This window comes from Klebsiella sp. B345 (assembly GCF_051131735.1).
Lineage (GTDB): Bacteria > Pseudomonadota > Gammaproteobacteria > Enterobacterales > Enterobacteriaceae > Klebsiella.
In genome coordinates this window covers 1,831,028-1,846,345 of record NZ_CP180443.1, presented here as the reverse complement: position 1 = coordinate 1,846,345, position 15,318 = coordinate 1,831,028, and the positions used below count along the sequence as shown (strand labels likewise).

15 protein-coding genes are annotated in these 15,318 nt (G+C 56.8%); 1 reads left to right on the top strand and 14 read right to left on the bottom strand.

From position 1 onward, the window contains the following. Positions 1 to 93: 93 nt before the first annotated feature. The 13 genes from emrB to ACMYSO_RS08510 all read right to left on the bottom strand — a co-directional run bounded on the left by emrB (position 94) and on the right by ACMYSO_RS08510 (position 12,917). Entirely contained in the window at positions 94 to 1,632 is a 1,539-nt protein-coding gene (gene emrB / locus ACMYSO_RS08570; protein WP_434583391.1) for a multidrug efflux MFS transporter permease subunit EmrB, read from the bottom strand. Between the two features lie 15 nt (positions 1,633 to 1,647). Beyond that, positions 1,648 to 2,820, bottom strand: coding sequence for a multidrug efflux MFS transporter periplasmic adaptor subunit EmrA (gene emrA, locus ACMYSO_RS08565; RefSeq protein ID WP_434583392.1), 1,173 nt, complete (start codon positions 2,818 to 2,820; stop codon positions 1,648 to 1,650). 130 nt (positions 2,821 to 2,950) lie between these two features. Continuing rightward, positions 2,951 to 3,481, bottom strand: coding sequence for a transcriptional repressor MprA (gene mprA, locus ACMYSO_RS08560; protein ID WP_041146855.1), 531 nt, complete (start codon positions 3,479 to 3,481; stop codon positions 2,951 to 2,953). Positions 3,482 to 3,571: 90 nt separating this feature from the next. Further along, on the bottom strand, positions 3,572 to 3,907 hold the full coding sequence (ygaH, locus tag ACMYSO_RS08555) for an L-valine transporter subunit YgaH (protein WP_434583393.1): 336 nt from the start codon (positions 3,905 to 3,907) through the stop codon (positions 3,572 to 3,574). Beyond that, entirely contained in the window at positions 3,897 to 4,643 is a 747-nt protein-coding gene (locus ACMYSO_RS08550; RefSeq protein ID WP_434670118.1) for an AzlC family ABC transporter permease, read from the bottom strand. The genes ygaH and ACMYSO_RS08550 overlap by 11 nt, the downstream gene beginning before the upstream one ends. Positions 4,644 to 4,878: 235 nt before the next feature. After that, the gene (gene proX, locus ACMYSO_RS08545; RefSeq protein ID WP_434670116.1) at positions 4,879 to 5,877 is read right to left on the bottom strand and encodes a glycine betaine/L-proline ABC transporter substrate-binding protein ProX; all 999 of its coding nucleotides are present in this window, start codon (positions 5,875 to 5,877) and stop codon (positions 4,879 to 4,881) included. Between the two features lie 68 nt (positions 5,878 to 5,945). Then, positions 5,946 to 7,010 (bottom strand): glycine betaine/L-proline ABC transporter permease ProW, encoded by a 1,065-nt coding sequence (proW, locus tag ACMYSO_RS08540; protein ID WP_434670115.1) that lies wholly within the window; start codon positions 7,008 to 7,010, stop codon positions 5,946 to 5,948. Continuing rightward, a complete protein-coding gene (gene proV / locus ACMYSO_RS08535) occupies positions 7,003 to 8,205 on the bottom strand; it encodes a glycine betaine/L-proline ABC transporter ATP-binding protein ProV (protein WP_434670114.1) in 1,203 nt (400 codons plus the stop codon). The genes proW and proV overlap by 8 nt, the downstream gene beginning before the upstream one ends. A gap of 356 nt (positions 8,206 to 8,561) precedes the next feature. Continuing rightward, a complete protein-coding gene (nrdF, locus tag ACMYSO_RS08530) occupies positions 8,562 to 9,524 on the bottom strand; it encodes a class 1b ribonucleoside-diphosphate reductase subunit beta (RefSeq protein WP_434670113.1) in 963 nt (320 codons plus the stop codon). Positions 9,525 to 9,534: 10 nt separating this feature from the next. Beyond that, complete coding sequence (nrdE, locus tag ACMYSO_RS08525; protein WP_434670111.1) at positions 9,535 to 11,679, bottom strand: class 1b ribonucleoside-diphosphate reductase subunit alpha; 2,145 nt, start codon at positions 11,677 to 11,679, stop codon at positions 9,535 to 9,537. Beyond that, a complete protein-coding gene (gene nrdI, locus ACMYSO_RS08520) occupies positions 11,661 to 12,062 on the bottom strand; it encodes a class Ib ribonucleoside-diphosphate reductase assembly flavoprotein NrdI (RefSeq protein ID WP_434670110.1) in 402 nt (133 codons plus the stop codon). The genes nrdE and nrdI overlap by 19 nt, the downstream gene beginning before the upstream one ends. Continuing rightward, entirely contained in the window at positions 12,059 to 12,301 is a 243-nt protein-coding gene (gene nrdH / locus ACMYSO_RS08515; RefSeq protein ID WP_434583407.1) for a glutaredoxin-like protein NrdH, read from the bottom strand. Before nrdH ends, nrdI begins: the two co-directional genes overlap by 4 nt. Before the next feature lie 184 nt (positions 12,302 to 12,485). Further along, positions 12,486 to 12,917: a carboxymuconolactone decarboxylase family protein gene (locus ACMYSO_RS08510; RefSeq protein ID WP_434670109.1), complete on the bottom strand. Its 432-nt coding sequence runs from the start codon at positions 12,915 to 12,917 to the stop codon at positions 12,486 to 12,488. 89 nt (positions 12,918 to 13,006) lie between these two features. Between ACMYSO_RS08510 and ACMYSO_RS08505 the strand changes: the two genes are divergently transcribed. Next, positions 13,007 to 14,362, top strand: coding sequence for a PLP-dependent aminotransferase family protein (locus tag ACMYSO_RS08505; RefSeq protein WP_434670108.1), 1,356 nt, complete (start codon positions 13,007 to 13,009; stop codon positions 14,360 to 14,362). A gap of 570 nt (positions 14,363 to 14,932) precedes the next feature. Here ACMYSO_RS08505 and ACMYSO_RS08500 read toward each other — a convergent pair. Next, a complete protein-coding gene (locus ACMYSO_RS08500) occupies positions 14,933 to 15,259 on the bottom strand; it encodes a DUF883 family protein (RefSeq protein WP_123756826.1) in 327 nt (108 codons plus the stop codon). Positions 15,260 to 15,318 lie beyond the last annotated feature (59 nt).

Here is a 15,318-nt window from a genome sequence, read left to right as displayed (position 1 = left end):
GGACAGAAACTAGCGAGAACTGGACAATGTGACCTTATGGCACGCCATAAAAAAAGGGATCCGCAGATCCCTTTTGATGACTGATGTTGGTCGCTAGTGCGCGCCACCGCCGCCGCCGCCGGCGCTAAACGGTGGTTTCGCAAACCACACCAGACCGAGCAGGAGGATAAAGATCGCCGCCGAGAACCAGAAAATTTCGTTGGCGGAAATAATCAGCCCCTGGTTGGTGATCTGCTGGGCTATCCAGCCGGATGCCTGCTGTTGGGTCAGCCCGAGTCCCTGCAGCTGATCGTACATCTGCTGGGCGTTAGGGTTATATGGCGTAACCGATTCGGTGAGCTGCGCATGGTGCAGCGCCTCGCGGTTGGTCCACATGGTGGTGGTGATCGAGGTCCCGATTGACCCCGCCAGCGTACGGGTGAAGTTCGACAGGCTTGATGCCGCCGCCAGCCGCTCCGGCGGCAGGCCGGACAACGTGATGGTGGTCAGTGGCATAAAGAAGCAGGCCACCGCAAAGCCCTGGATAAACTGCGGCCAGGCCGATGCGCCGAAGTCCATACCGGGCTCGAAGGTCCACGCGCGCCAGTAGAAGCAGACCGCATACATGATAAAGCTGAAGGTCACCAGCCGGCGCATATCCAGCTTATGGGCGAAGCGGCCGATAATCGGCGACAGGATCACCGGGATAATCCCCACCGGCGCGGAGGCCAGCCCTGCCCAGGTGGCGGTATAACCGTAGACCTCCTGCAGCAGCTGCGGCAGCAGTACGATGGCGCCGAAGTAGAGCATGTAGGCGAGACTGATACACAGGCAGCCGATGGTGAAGTTTCGCGATTTAAAGAGCGAGAGATCCACTATCGGGTTGTCGTCGGTCAGCTCCCAGACAATCAGGAAGCTGATGGCGACCACCGCCACAATCGTCAGAATGATAATCTCGTTTGAGGCAAACCAGTCCAGCTCCTTGCCGCGGTCGAGCATCACCTGCAGGCTACCGATACCGATCACCAGCAGCGCCAGGCCTACGCCGTCAATCCGTCGTTGTTCAGTACGGGTTTCGCGGCTACGCAGCGTCTGCAGCGTCATGATGACCACCGCGACGCCAATCGGGACGTTGATAAAGAATATCCAGCCCCAGTGGTAGTTATCGCTGATGTAGCCACCGAGAATAGGCCCGCAGATGGGGGCGACGATCACCGTCATCGACCACAGCGCCAGCGCAATAGAGCGTTTTGCTGGAGGGTAGTTGCTGAGCAGCAGACTTTGCGAAAGCGGAATCAACGGACCGGCGACGATCCCTTGAATAACGCGGAAGAAAATCAGCATCGACAGGCTGTTGGACATCCCGCAGGCCCAGGAGGCGATAGCAAATGCCACCGTAGACCACATGAACAGCTTCACTTCCCCGACGCGCTTTGCCAGCCAGCCGGTGATCGGAATGGAGATTGCGTTCGCCACCCCAAACGAAGTAATCACCCAGGTTCCCTGGCTCAACGATGAACCGAGGTTGCCGGCAATGGTTGGAATAGCCACGTTGGCGATGGTGGAGTCCAGCACCTGCATGAAAGTCGCAAGCGACAGCGCAATGGTCATGATGACCAGTTGCGCGCCTTCCAGCGGTTTTTGCTGTTGCATTACGCTCACCCCGAATTATCCCGCGTTTGCCTGGATGATACCGTCGATCAGTTTGTTCACCGGCGCCAGGCCGATTTCACGAGCGTTACTTTCATAAACCGGAGATTTACGGGTCTGGTTCGACAGCATCTCGCCGCCGCGGTCGGTGGTGTTGACCTCAACCAGCGTGGAGAGACCAATGCGCAGCGGGTGTTCCGCCAGCTGTTTGGCATCCAGCTCGATACGTACCGGCAGACGCTGGACGACTTTGATCCAGTTCCCGGTGGCGTTCTGTGCCGGCAGCAGTGAGAACGCGCTACCGGTCCCCATATCCAGCCCGACGACCTTACCGGTGTATTTCACGTCGTCACCATAGATGTCGCTGATGACGGTAGCTTCCTGGCCGATGCGCATGTGCGCCAGCTGGGTCTCTTTAAAGTTAGCGTCGATCCACAGATTGGTCGCAGGTACCACGGCCATCAGCGGCGTGGTCGGGCTGATTTGCGCCCCCGGCTGTACGGAGCGACGAGAAACATAACCGCTGATCGGGCTGACGATCTGTGTACGTTGCAGCGCAAGCCACGCGTTACGGACGTCAGTTGCCGCCTGAAGAACCGCAGGCTGCTGTTCCAGGCGGGTGCCCAGTACGATGGCCTGGTTGGCGTTGAATTGCTGGATAGCGACGTCCAGTTCAGCCTGTGCGCTGGCGACGGTATCGCGGGAGTGCTGCAGCTCTTCACGGCCAATCAGGTTGGCGGCGCCCAGCGGGATTCGACGGTTAAGGTCAGCCTGTGCCTGAGACAGCGCGGTTTTCTTAACGTCGATACTGGCCTGTAGCTGCTTGCTGTTGATCATCTGCTGGCGAGTCTGACGCACGCTGGCGGCCAGCTGAGTTTGCGCTTTTTCAAAGGCTTGTTGGGCGTCGGTCTGGTCAAGGGTGACCAGGGTATCGCCTTTTTGCACGAAATCGGTGTTGTCGGCCCAGACTTTCGTCACGCTGCCGGACACCTGCGCCATGATTTGAACCTGGTTCCCTGCCACGTATGCGTCATCGGTTTCTTCATAATGACGCAGTACTAAAAACCAATAAATCCCGTATGCCACGGCAACAATAATAAAGAGCAATGTCAGCAATAAAAGGGCGCCTTTGCGCTTGCCTTTCTTACTGTTCGGTTGCTGCGGGATTGGGCTCTCCGCATTTGCGCTCATGTTATTCTCCACGATCTTATTATTTCACATCGGCTGAGCCGACCTGTTTATCAGAAAGGCCAGCAGATAATCTGCTGGCCTGTCTGTTTTTCCTTGTCAATCCAGAAAAATTTTTGAGCGGTTCCCGCGCTTAGCGCAGCGACTCCGCAAGCACGCCATCCTCTTCCATCTGGTCAAGGCGACCTAACAGTTTGCGGGTGATGTGTTCGAGCTGATCTTTCTCGCTGGTGCTTAAAGAAGACCAGAGCTGATGCAGGCAGTTGTGCTGCGGCGGTAAGACTTCGCGTAAAAACTGATGACCTTTATCGGTCAGTTGCAGATGCAGGCAGCGGCGATCGTTATCGCTTTCACGGCGTTCAATCCAGCCGCGCTTTTCCAGTTCATCGGCAATACGCGTGGCGTTGGTACGTGAAGAGCCCAGCGCACAGCTCAGCTCGGAAGGCTGAATGCTGTGGTTTTCCTGAGACTCAAGGGTTATCAACGCCATAAATAATGTCTCGTTAATTCCCTGCGCTTTCAGCATCTTATTACGATTTTCCAGCAGCTTACCTTGCATGTGCATGCAGAGGCGAGTGAGTAAAATCTCCTGGAAGGGGAAATCTTCGTGGCGGCTGGCGCGGAACTTGAGCATTTGCTCAATGGGAGTAAACGAACTATCCATTAGGGTATGACCTCATTAATTACAGCCGATATAATAACTATTGTGACAAATAAATCAAATGAATTATTGACTAAAATTGATACGTTAAACTCAGATAAAAGTCGTGATTTTCCATGCTATTCCGTAGGCTAACGCGCTGAGCAGCGTTGGGAAAATGATGCTTCGCGTCTTCCAGAACGCCAGTCCCAGTACCGCAAATCCTACCAGGGTCGGCAACAGTCGCCGGGCGTCGCTGAGGATTTCCGGGACGCTGGAGACGACCAGCAGGGCGCAGATAGAGGCGATACCGATGGTATCGAGCAGGACGCTGACCGGACCACGGCGCGTAGGTCGCGCGTTATTCGCCCGCAGACGTAAGGGCAGATAGCGAAACAGATAGTTCACGCAGCCGACTACAATGCCGATAATCAGGACGTTACTGTTCATCGGGCATCCCCTGAATACTGGCCTGAATCAGCGCGACCAGACAGCCGCAGACGATCCCGGCGAGGATAGCCGCCGGAATAGAAAACAGAATAATGCCGCCCATCGCACCCACCAGTGCCGCCAGCACGCTGAGGGACTGCTTGCGCTGGAAGGAGGCCAGCAGGAAGCTCAAAAACAGCGCCGGGAGCATAAAGCCGAGTGCCGCTTCTACCGCCGGATAACCGGCCAGCAGGCCGCTACCGGAGTAAGCTCCGAGCAGCGTGCCGAATACCCAGGATATCCAGGAGGTGAAGGCGATCCCCAGCATCCAGTTTTCGCTCCAGCGACGGTTGTCGCGCACCAGTTTTGCAGTAGCGGCGGCGAAAACCTCATCGGTCAGACCAAAGGCCCAGAGCGCGGTTTTTCGCTTATCTAGCGCACGGTGAATGCGGCTGCGCAGCGAGGGGCCGTACAGGACATGGCGCACATCCATCGCCATCACGGTGAGGGCGGCGACCCAGAGTGAACTGCCGGCGGCAATCATTGCGGTGATCACAAACTGGCTGGCGCCAGCATAGATAATGCAGGAAAAGAACAGGCTTTCCAGTGGCGTAAAGCCGAGTCGGGTGGCATTCAGACCAAAGGCAAAGGCGACAGGAATATAGCTGATCACAATCGGCAGGCTGTCTTTAATCCCTTCAGAGAGCGTGGCTTCGCTGGCCGTGGAGGCGGGCGACACTGCGGCGGGTTTTTCCATTTAGCGTTATTTATTGATAACTCACGTGAATGTCACATGATTGAACAGGTCGGATTACCTTAGCAGAGAGCGGGGTGCATTTATACCCTTCATCCTTCAAGTTGTTTGGGTGTTGGCTGTACCCGTTATTCGGCTCAACTCGAATTTTTTGGGTATATACCTTGATGGGCAGGGGCAATAGCGTGGAGTGACGGCAGACCCGAAGCGCCGCAGGCGCTCCGGGTCAGGATCGTGATTACTTCTGCGCCGCCAGCGCTTCGTTCACCCAGCCGTCAAACTGCTGCTGGTGGGCTTTGATCCAACCGTCAACGTGACCCTGGATATCGGCTTCTGACGAGTGGCCTTCATGCATCATTGCGTTTTCGGCGTTAATGTCGGCAATTGGCAGCTTCATGATGCTGAACAGTTTCGCCGCCGCTGGGTTTTTCTCAGCCCAGGCTTTGTTGGCCACAATATGCATGGTGCTGACCGGGAAGCCGTAGTTGGCACCGTTCGCCAGCTTGGTGTCGATATTTTTCTGCACGCCCGGCAGGGAAGAGAACGGCACCTGCAGCCATACCACGTCTTTACCCGGTTTCAGCACGTCGCTGACCCAGTACGGTGTCCAGGTGTAGTAGATGACCGGTTTCCCTTCTTTATAACGGGCGATGGTGTCGGCCATCATCGCCGCGTAGTTGCCCTGGTTGTGTACTACCGTCTTGCTCAGGCCATAGGCATCGATCTGGTGGTTGATAACCGCTTCGCAGCCCCAGCCAGGAGTACAGCCGGTGAGATCGGCCTTACCGTCGCCGTTGGTATCAAACAGTTTGGCGATTTTCGGGTCTTTGAGCTGATCGATAGATTTGATGTGGTACTGCTCGGCGGTCTTTTTATCGATCAGGTAGCCCTGTGCTGCGCCGTTCACATATACGCCTTGGCGATAGAAGCTTTTGTCACCGCCGGCGGCGGCGTACATGTCGTCATGCAGCGGCTGCCAGTTGACGGCGGTAAAGGTCGCGTCCCCGGAGGCAATCGAGGTGTAGCCGACGTTATAGTCAACTTCGCTCGGCTTATCGACGGTGTAGCCCAGTTTCTCCAGCGCACGGCTGACTAACAGCGTCTGGAAGGTCTCTTCCGAAATGGTGCTCTGGATCGGTTTAACGGTGACGCCTTTCCCCGGCAGGTCGGCCGCCCAGGCGGCGCTGGTGGCAAGCAGAGTGGCAAGTGCGGTCGTAATAATCGTGTTATGTCGCATCGTTATTCCTTATTTAAAGAGCGGAAAACTGCAGGCCCGGCCGGCGTAATACGACCGGGCAAGAGAAGTTACTGACGGAAAGGACGGGTAATGAGCCCCAGAGGACCGGTCGCGTACCAGCGGCGGTTGCCCCGGCTACGGGAATCGCGGCCTACGGCCTGGGTCAGGCGGTCGAGAATAATCGCCAGAATGACGATCCCAACGCCGCCGACGCTCGCCAGCCCCATATCAAGACGGCCGATCCCGCGCAGTACCATCTGGCCCAGACCGCCCACGGCGATCATCGAGGCGATAACCACCATCGACAACGCCAGCATCAGGGTCTGGTTTACCCCGGCCATAATGGTCGGCATGGCCAGCGGCAGCTGGACCTTGAACAGCAGCTGGCGCGGGCTGGCACCGAACGAGCGTGACGCTTCAATCAGGTCGGCAGGCACCTGGTTAATCCCGAGGATTGTCAAACGCACGATCGGCGGCAGGGCGAAGATAATGGTCACCACCACCCCCGGCACGTTGCCGATACCGAACAGCATGACAATCGGCACCAGGTAGACGAACGCCGGCGTGGTCTGCATGGCATCCAGCATGGGGCGGATAATTTTGGCCGCCCGCGGGCTGCGCGCCAGCCAGATCCCCAGCGGGAGTCCTATCAGCATACAGAACAGCAGGGCGGTCAGGACCAGCGCCAGCGTCACCATGGCCTGCGACCAGGCACCGATAGCGCCGATCGCCACCAGGGAAATCAGCGTTGCCACGCCCATGCCGACGCTGGAGATTTGCCAGGCGATCAGGGCGAACAGCACGATGGCCACCGGTGCCGGCATCCCTAACAGCAGCTGCTGGAAGGCGCTGAGGATATAGTCCACCGGTACGCGGATGCCCTGGAACACCGGGCGGAAGTGGACCACGATCCAGTCAATCCCGTGAGTCACCCAGTTATCGAGTGGGATCAGGGTGTGGTGGAACGGGTCCATAATATTAAAATGTTCCGGCTGCGGCGCGGGCGCGCTATTCAGCCAGTCTGCACCGCCGCCATCGGTCGGTGCGGCTGCCGGCGTGCCCCAGGCATCGGCAGATTGTGCGGCGTTGTCCGCCGCCGGTGTGGTGTCCCACGGATTCGATTGATCAGCCATTGTTTGCCCCCTCGCGATCTAAAGCTTTCAGCAACATTCCTTTCGAAATAATGCCGATGTACTGTTGCCCTTCATCCACTACCGGGACCGCGCACGGTGCCTGGCCGACGTGGGAGAGCAGGTCGCTCAGCGACGTTTGTGCATCCACCGCCTGCGGGGATTCGAGTAACGCCGCGTCAATTCCCTGGCCTTCGCTCAATGCGGATTTCAGTGAATCAATAGAGACAATGCCGACAAACTTATTACCGCGTTCAATCACATAACCATATTCACGGTCCTGGTCCTGCAATAATTTCATTGCGGAGCGGGGACCAATGCCGGGCGTTTTACGAATTAAGCCAACGGGGCTACGACGTGCAATATCTTTGGCGCTAAATACCTGGCTAATATCGACGCCACGGAAGAAGGTTTTCACATAATCATTGGCAGGATTATTGAGAATTTCATCCGGGGTACCGACCTGAATCACTTCGCCATTTTGCATGATGGCAATACGATCGCCAATGCGCATAGCCTCATCAAGATCGTGGGAAATAAAGACCACGGTACGCTGATGTTTCGCCTGTAATTTTGTCAGCTCATCCTGCATTTCGGTACGAATTAATGGGTCGAGGGCCGAGAAGGCTTCATCCATTAATAATATATCGGGGTTGATAGCCAGGGCGCGGGCGAGACCGACGCGCTGGCGCATCCCGCCGGACAGTTCATCCGGGTAGGCGTGAGCATAGTTTTCCAGACCGACCTGGCGCAATGCCTCCAGAGCGTTTTGCTGGCGTTGCTGGGTTGGCACCCCGGCCAGCTCCATGCCGAAGGCGGCATTGTCCAGAACGGTCATGTGCGGCATCAGCGCAAATGACTGAAATACCATAGCGATCTTTTTTCTGCGCACCTCGCGAAGTTCAGCTTCTGAGATTTTGGCGATATCGACGCCGTCAATCAGCACCTGTCCGCGGGTAGGTTCAATCAGGCGATTGAGAAGGCGAACCATGGTGGATTTTCCTGAGCCGGAAAGCCCCATGATGACGAATATCTCGCCTTCTTCAATGGTCAGACTGGCGTCTTTTACGCCAAGCGAAAGTCCCGTTTTTTCCAGTAGTTGCTCTTTGGTAAATCCTTTTTCAATATATTTGAACGCTCGCTGTGGGTGCTCGCCAAATATCTTATAGAGATTCTTGATTTCTAATTTAATTGCCATGCAATAAAGAGTTTCCTGTTATTTGTATTATATCAATATAGTACCTGATGGAGATAATGACCTTTTTACACCCTAACATACTCAGATTCTGTGACAACCCTCAATGTCCCGCGGAGGCTGAAATTGGGCAGGGAAAGTTCCACGAATTCCCCGTGACATAAGGGCTGAGCGTTGATCTACAAAAGGTAATATTTTTTGATGATGGCTGGATAATAATTGGCGAATCAGATGATTCCTGATGAATATTGCGGCAATGTTTCAGTCAAATATCGCGTGGATTATTTTGTGTGATGAAAGGTAATTATGTGAAATAGATCACCAGGAAATTAGAGGCTAATTCCCTGGTGAGGTAAAGGTTAAAAATCCCAATCGTCGTCGGCGGTTTCTTCGGTTTTTCCCATCACATAGGAGGAGCCGGAACCGGAGAAAAAGTCGTGGTTTTCATCGGCGTTTGGCGAAAGGGCCGCCAGAATTGCCGGGTTAACTGCGGCCATCTCCGCCGGGAATAACGCCTCATAGCCGAGGTTCATCAGCGCCTTATTGGCGTTGTAGCACAGGAAGGCATTCACCTCCTCGCCCCAGCCGCTGTCGGCGTACAGTTCCTGGGTATAGGCCAGCTCGTTTTCATACAAATCCATCAGCAGGTCGAGGGCGAACTGCTTCAGTTGCTCGCGGGTTTGCGCATCGACGCTCTCCAGCCCTTTTTGGTACTTATAGCCGATGTAATACCCGTGCACCGCCTCATCGCGAATAATTAAGCGAATCAGGTCGGCGGTATTGGTCATCTTGCCGCGGCTGGAAAAGTACATCGGCAGCCAGAAGCCGGAATAGAAGAGGAACGATTCGAGAAACACGCTGGCGATTTTTTTCTTCAGCGGGTTATCCGCCTGATAGTACTCGAGCATCAGGCGGGCTTTATGCTGGAGCGAAACGTTTTCTTCGCTCCAGGCATAGGCGGCATCAACATCTTTGGTCTGGCATAAGGTCGAGAAAATCGAGCTGTAGGAGCGGGCATGCACCGCTTCCATAAAGCTGATGTTAGAGAGCACCGCCTCTTCATGTGGGGTGATCGCATCCGCCATCAGCGCCGGCGCGCCGGTGGTGTTCTGGATCGTATCAAGCAGCGTCAGCCCGGTGAACACGCGAATGGTCAGCTGCTGCTCCACCGCCGTCAGCGCCTGCCAGGCGGGAATATCGTTGGACAGCGGCACCTTTTCCGGCAGCCAGAAGTTGCTGGTCAGGCGGTTCCACACCTCCAGGTCCTTATCGTCCTCGATGTTGTTCCAGTTAATGGCGCGAATACGCGATAAATTGGTCATCCTGTTCTCCTTATAGCGCGCAGGATACGCAGCCTTCGATTTCAGTACCTTCCAGCGCCAGCTGGCGCAGGCGGATGTAATACAGCGTCTTGATGCCTTTTTTCCACGCGTAGATTTGCGCTTTGTTGATATCGCGGGTGGTGGCGGTATCGGGGAAAAAGAGCGTCAGCGACAGCCCCTGGTCGACGTGCCGCGTCGCTTCGGCATAGGTGTCGATAATCTTCTGTGGGCCAATTTCCCAGGCGTCCTGATAGAGCGCCAGATTTTCATTGGTCATAAACGGCGCGGGGTAGTAAACCCGGCCGGTTTTCCCCTCTTTGCGGATCTCAATCTTTGAGACGATCGGGTGGATGCTCGAGGTCGCATGGTTGATATAGGAGATAGATCCGGTCGGCGGTACCGCCTGCAAATTGCGGTTGTAGATGCCATAGCGCATCACATCGTCACGCAGTTGCTGCCACATGGCGCGGTCGGGCAGCCGGACGCCGGCACGGGCGAACAGGTTACGGACGGTGGCGGTTTTCGGCTGCCAGTCGCCCTGGAGATACTGCCCGAAGTACTCGCCGCTGGCGTAACGCGATTGGGCAAACCCGGCAAAATGCTGACCGCGCTCGCGGGCCAGCTGCATTGAGGTGTGCAGCGCGTGCCAGGTGACGGTATAGAAATAGAAGTTGGTAAAGTCCAGCCCTTCCGGACTGCCGTAGGCGATACCTTCCCGGGCCAGGTAGCCATGCAGGTTCATCTGCCCAAGACCGATGGCATGGGAAGCGGCATTGCCCGCCGCTACCGATGGCACCGAACGGATATCGCTCATGTCTGACACCGCCGTCAGGCCACGAACCGCGACGGCGATGGTCCGGGCGAAATCCGGTGAGTCCATGGTGTGGGCGATGTTAAGCGACCCCAGATTGCAGGAGATATCGTGGCCCACGTGAGCATAATCAAGGTTCTCATCAAAGGTTGATGGAGTGTTGACCTGCAAAATTTCCGAGCACAGGTTGCTCATGTTAATGCGCCCGGCAATCGGGTTGGCCCGGTTCACGGTATCTTCAAACATGATGTACGGGTAGCCAGACTCAAACTGGATCTCCGCCAGCCGCTGGAACAGATCCCGGGCGCGGATCCAGCGCTTGCTGACCCGCTCGTCGGCAACCAGCTCGGCGTACATCTCGCTGATGGCGATATCGCCAAACGGCTTGCCGTACAGACGCTCAACGTCATAGGGCGAGAACAGCGCCATCTGCGCATCCTCTTTCGCCAGCTGGAAGGTGATATCGGCGATCACTACGCCAAGCGACAAGGTTTTGATGCGGATTTTTTCGTCGGCGTTTTCCCGCTTGGTATCCAGGAAACGCAGAATATCCGGGTGATGGGCATGCAGATAGACCGCCCCGGCTCCCTGGCGAGCGCCGAGCTGGTTGGCGTACGAGAAAGCATCTTCCAGCATTTTCATCACCGGCACCACGCCGGAGGACTGGTTTTCAATGCGCTTAATCGGCGCGCCGGCTTCACGCAGGTTGGAGAGTAAAAACGCCACGCCGCCGCCGCGTTTGGAGAGCTGCAGGGCTGAATTCACCGCCCGGCCAATCGACTCCATATTGTCCTCAATGCGCAGCAGGAAGCAGGACACCAGCTCGCCGCGCTGCTGTTTTCCGGCGTTGAGGAAGGTGGGTGTTGCCGGCTGGAAGCGCCCGCTGAGGATCTCCTCGGTCAACTGACGGGCGAGGTTTTCATCGCCTTGCGCCAGGTTCAGGGCGACCATGCAGGTCCGGTCGGCGAAATGTTCGAGATAGCGTTTGCCGTCGAAGGTCTTCAGCGTATAGCTGGTATAAAACTTCCACGCGCCGAGGAAGGTCTGAAAGCGGAAGCCATAACCCTGAGCCTCGGCAAACAGCGCCAGCACAAACTGGCGATCGTAGCGGGCCAGTACGCTCGCATCGTAATAGCCTTCAGCGATAAGCCACTCCAGCTTGTCGTTCTGCGAGGCGAAGCTGACCGTATTGGGCTGCACGTGGGTCGCCATAAAGGCGTCCACCGCCTGGCGGTCTTTTTCAAATGGAATGCGACCGTTGCTGTCGTATAGATTCAGCATTGCATTGAGGGCATGGAAATCGGATGCCCCGGTGGTTTTCGCTTCTACGGTTGTCGTTGCCAAAATTCGCTCACTCCTTTACGCACGTTATCGACATCGGTTGGGGTGCCCATCAGCTCAAAGCGATACAGGTACGGGACGCCACACTTTTTAGCGATGACGTCGCCGGCCCGGCCGTAGGCATCGCCGAAGTTGCGGTTGCCTGCGGCAATCACGCCGCGTATCTGCTGGCGGTTATGGGGATCGTTGAGAAAGCGGATCGCCTGGCGGGGCACCGCGCCCGCCGTGCCGCCGCCGCCGTAACTGGGGACAATAAGAATGTAGGGCTCGTCTACCTGGATGCGCTGGCGCTCGTTCAGCGGAATGCGCACCGCGGGCAGCCCCAGACGCTGGACGAACCTGTGCGTATTTTCGGAACTGCTGGAGAAGTAGACGATCAGGCTCATGCGCTGGCTACCGGTTGAGGACGCAGGCGGTTGATCATATCCGGGCGGAAGCCGGACCACTGAGTGTCGCCTGCCATCACCACCGGCAGCTGGCGAAAACCCTGCTCGCGCAGCATATCGGCGGCATCCGGGTGATGCTCGACATTCACCATCTCGAAGGTCACGCCACGGCTTTCCATGGCGCGCTTGGTGGCGTGGCACTGAACGCAGTCATCTTTAGTGTAAATAGTAATGCGCATGATTCGTATTTCCATTTATGATAACAGAACGGCGCAAAAAGGCGTGATGTTCGGTATCGGTTAACTGTTCAGGAAATACTAGATGTAGTTATCTAAAAGTTCAACCACGCAATATATAGCGTTTTTCGATAAGGGTGTGCCCTCGCGTGTGGAACCCGCGAGGGTGGGGACGTTTGCTCTGAAATTACTGACGCATGCTGACGGCCAGGCGGTTAAAGGCGTTCATCAGGCTGATGGCGAAGGTCAAATCGCTGATCTGGCGTGGGCTGAAATGGTCCTGCAGTGGCAGGTAAACGTCATCTTCCGCATGGCTGGTGGCGATATCGGTCACGGATTCCGCCCACGCCAGCGCCGCCTGCTCCGCGGGGCTGAAATGCCCGCTGACTCGCCAGCCTGCCAGCGCATCCAGCTTATTCTGCGCCACGCCGGAGTGACGCAGCGCCTTACTGTGCATTTCCAGGCAGAAGGCACAGCCGTTTATCTGTGACACCCGCAGATACACCAGCTCCACCAGGGTGCTGTCCAGTTCGCTTTTATCCAGCGCCATCTTGGCTTGTAGCAGACCGTTATAGACTTCCGGGCTCAGTTGATTGTAAGGCTGACGTAGTTGGCTCATGGTGTTTTCCTCAATTAAGAACCGCTGCAAAATAGCACTATAATGGACTGCAAAAGATAGCCATATTGTAATCAAAAAAGCAGACCATAATGGACGTCAAAAAAGTACCGCACTATCAGCGCATTGCCCGCCAGCTCAAATCGGCGATAGAACATGGCGAGCTTGCGCCCGGTAGCCGCCTGCCCGCCAGCCGGGTGTATGCCCAGGCGTTGGGGGTCTCCCGGGCCACCGTGGAAAATGCCTGGGGCGAGCTGGTGGCTCAGGGCTGGCTCGAGCGACGCGGGCAGGCCGGGACGTTCGTCAGCGACAGGCTAAGCCCGCAGCAGCAAGCCCCGGCGCGTGAGCCGCTCAGCAGTGAACCGACGGCGCCGCAGCCGTTTCAGATGGGGCTGCCGGCGCTGGATCTCTTCCCTCGCGGCCTGTGGGCGCGGGTGATGGGGCGACGGCTGCGCACCCAAACGCGGTTTGATTTGGCGCCGGGCGATCCGTGCGGGGAGGCGATCCTCCGCCGCGCGATCGCCGATTATTTGCGGCTTTCCCGCAGTATTGAATGCCTGCCTGAACAGGTGCTGGTGACCGGGAGCTACGCCGCCTCGATGCAGTTGATCCTCCGCACTCTGGCGCAACCCGGCCAGCATATGTGGATGGAAGACCCCGGCTTTCCGTTGATTCGACCGGTGATTACCCGCCACGGGGTGATTATCGACCCGGTGGCGGTCGATGACGAAGGGATGGATGTGACCCAGGCGCAGCAAGACTACCCGGAAGCCCATTTCGCGCTGCTGACGCCGGCGCATCAGAGCCCGCTGGGCGTGGCGCTGTCGCTGAGCCGACGCCGGCAGCTGCTGGCCTGGGCGGCACAGCGCGATGCCTGGATCATTGAAGATGATTACGATAGTGAATTTCGCTACCAGGGGAAGCCGCTGCCGCCGCTGAAAAGCCTCGATGCCCCGCAGCGGGTGATTTATGCCGGCACCTTCAGTAAATCGCTGTTCCCGGCGTTGCATGCTGCCTGGCTGGTGGTTCCGCTGCCGCAGGTGGCTGCATTTCGCGAGCAGGCGCAGATGTTGAGCTGTAGCGTCCCGACGCTGTGGCAGCAGACGCTGGCCGATTTTATCCTTGAGGGCCATTTCTGGCGGCACCTGAAGAAGATGCGCGCCAGCTACGCCCAGCGTCGGCAGTGGCTGGAGTCGGCGCTGCAGCAGCAGGGGTTTGGCGTGGTGCCGCAGCTGGGAGGGATTCAACTGGTGATAACGGTAAGCGGCGACGATAGGGCGCTGGCTCGCAAAGCGCAGCAGGCCGGGCTGGCCGCCCAGGCGTTAAGCGACTGGCGGATGCAAAGTTTTGGTGCGGGAGGGCTGTTGGTGAGTTTTACGAATGTGACGTCGATGGAGATGGCGACAGAGGTGGTGCGGAGGCTCAGGCAGGCGCTGTCTTCTTCTTAGGGGTAACGCGAGTCATTGAGGCTCAGGAGGATTCGGGTAAACGGTGGTTTGCCCGAAAGTGGTTTATTGCATGGGCTCCGTGGACAATTCTGTTCGCTTTCGTGGAATGTTCCGTTCACGATGAATCCGGTACTTTTCTCACCTCCGGCATTGCGCTGAAAACGGCCGCTACGCGGTATGCTCCACTCCGGCTTCATCTGGCGGACCGGGCCGGACTCGACGTCCCTGTCTCGACCGGCCCTCTGACTACCGTCCTGGTGGTCAGTCCTGGATGTGCACCTGCGTTCCCGCCCGTTTTCTTGATGCGCCTTAACCCCCTCGCTGCCATCCCAAGGCTGTCCCGTCGCGATATCATGGCTGAAGGCTTATTCAGCGACAAAAATGCAGGCATGGGATATCGCAGACATTCTGCAAGGAGGTTGGTGCGGCTAAAAACCACTTCGCGTGAATCACCCTCTGTAGACAATCATGCCCACATCGGATGGCAAGCAATCAGACAACAAAAAGCCCCTGCGGACCAGAGGCTCGCAGGGGCGGACGCGTATTTGTTATCTTCATTTATCGTTTATATTATCGACGCAAATTCAATAATACGCCAATAAATAACCCAACGGCGGCGGCGGCACCCACACTCTGCCAGGGTTTATCCCGCACGTAGGTATCGGCACAGCCTGCGGCATCGCGGGCAGCCTGCTGCACACGGTTATTGCCATTGAGGCGGGCACGTGTCTCTTTCAGCAATGCCTGTGCTTTTTTGCGCGCGGCGTCTGCTTCATCTTTGGCATCGCTGCCCCATGATTTCAGCACTTCTTCCAGCGTATCCGCTAATTGGCTGACATCGCTATGAATATCCTCAGCGCTTTCATCGATATTGTTGCGGTTTGCTCGGTTCGCCATTGCGTTCTCCCTTAATTCCGTTGAGTGATTAAGTGTAGAACAAGATTTTGAATTATGCT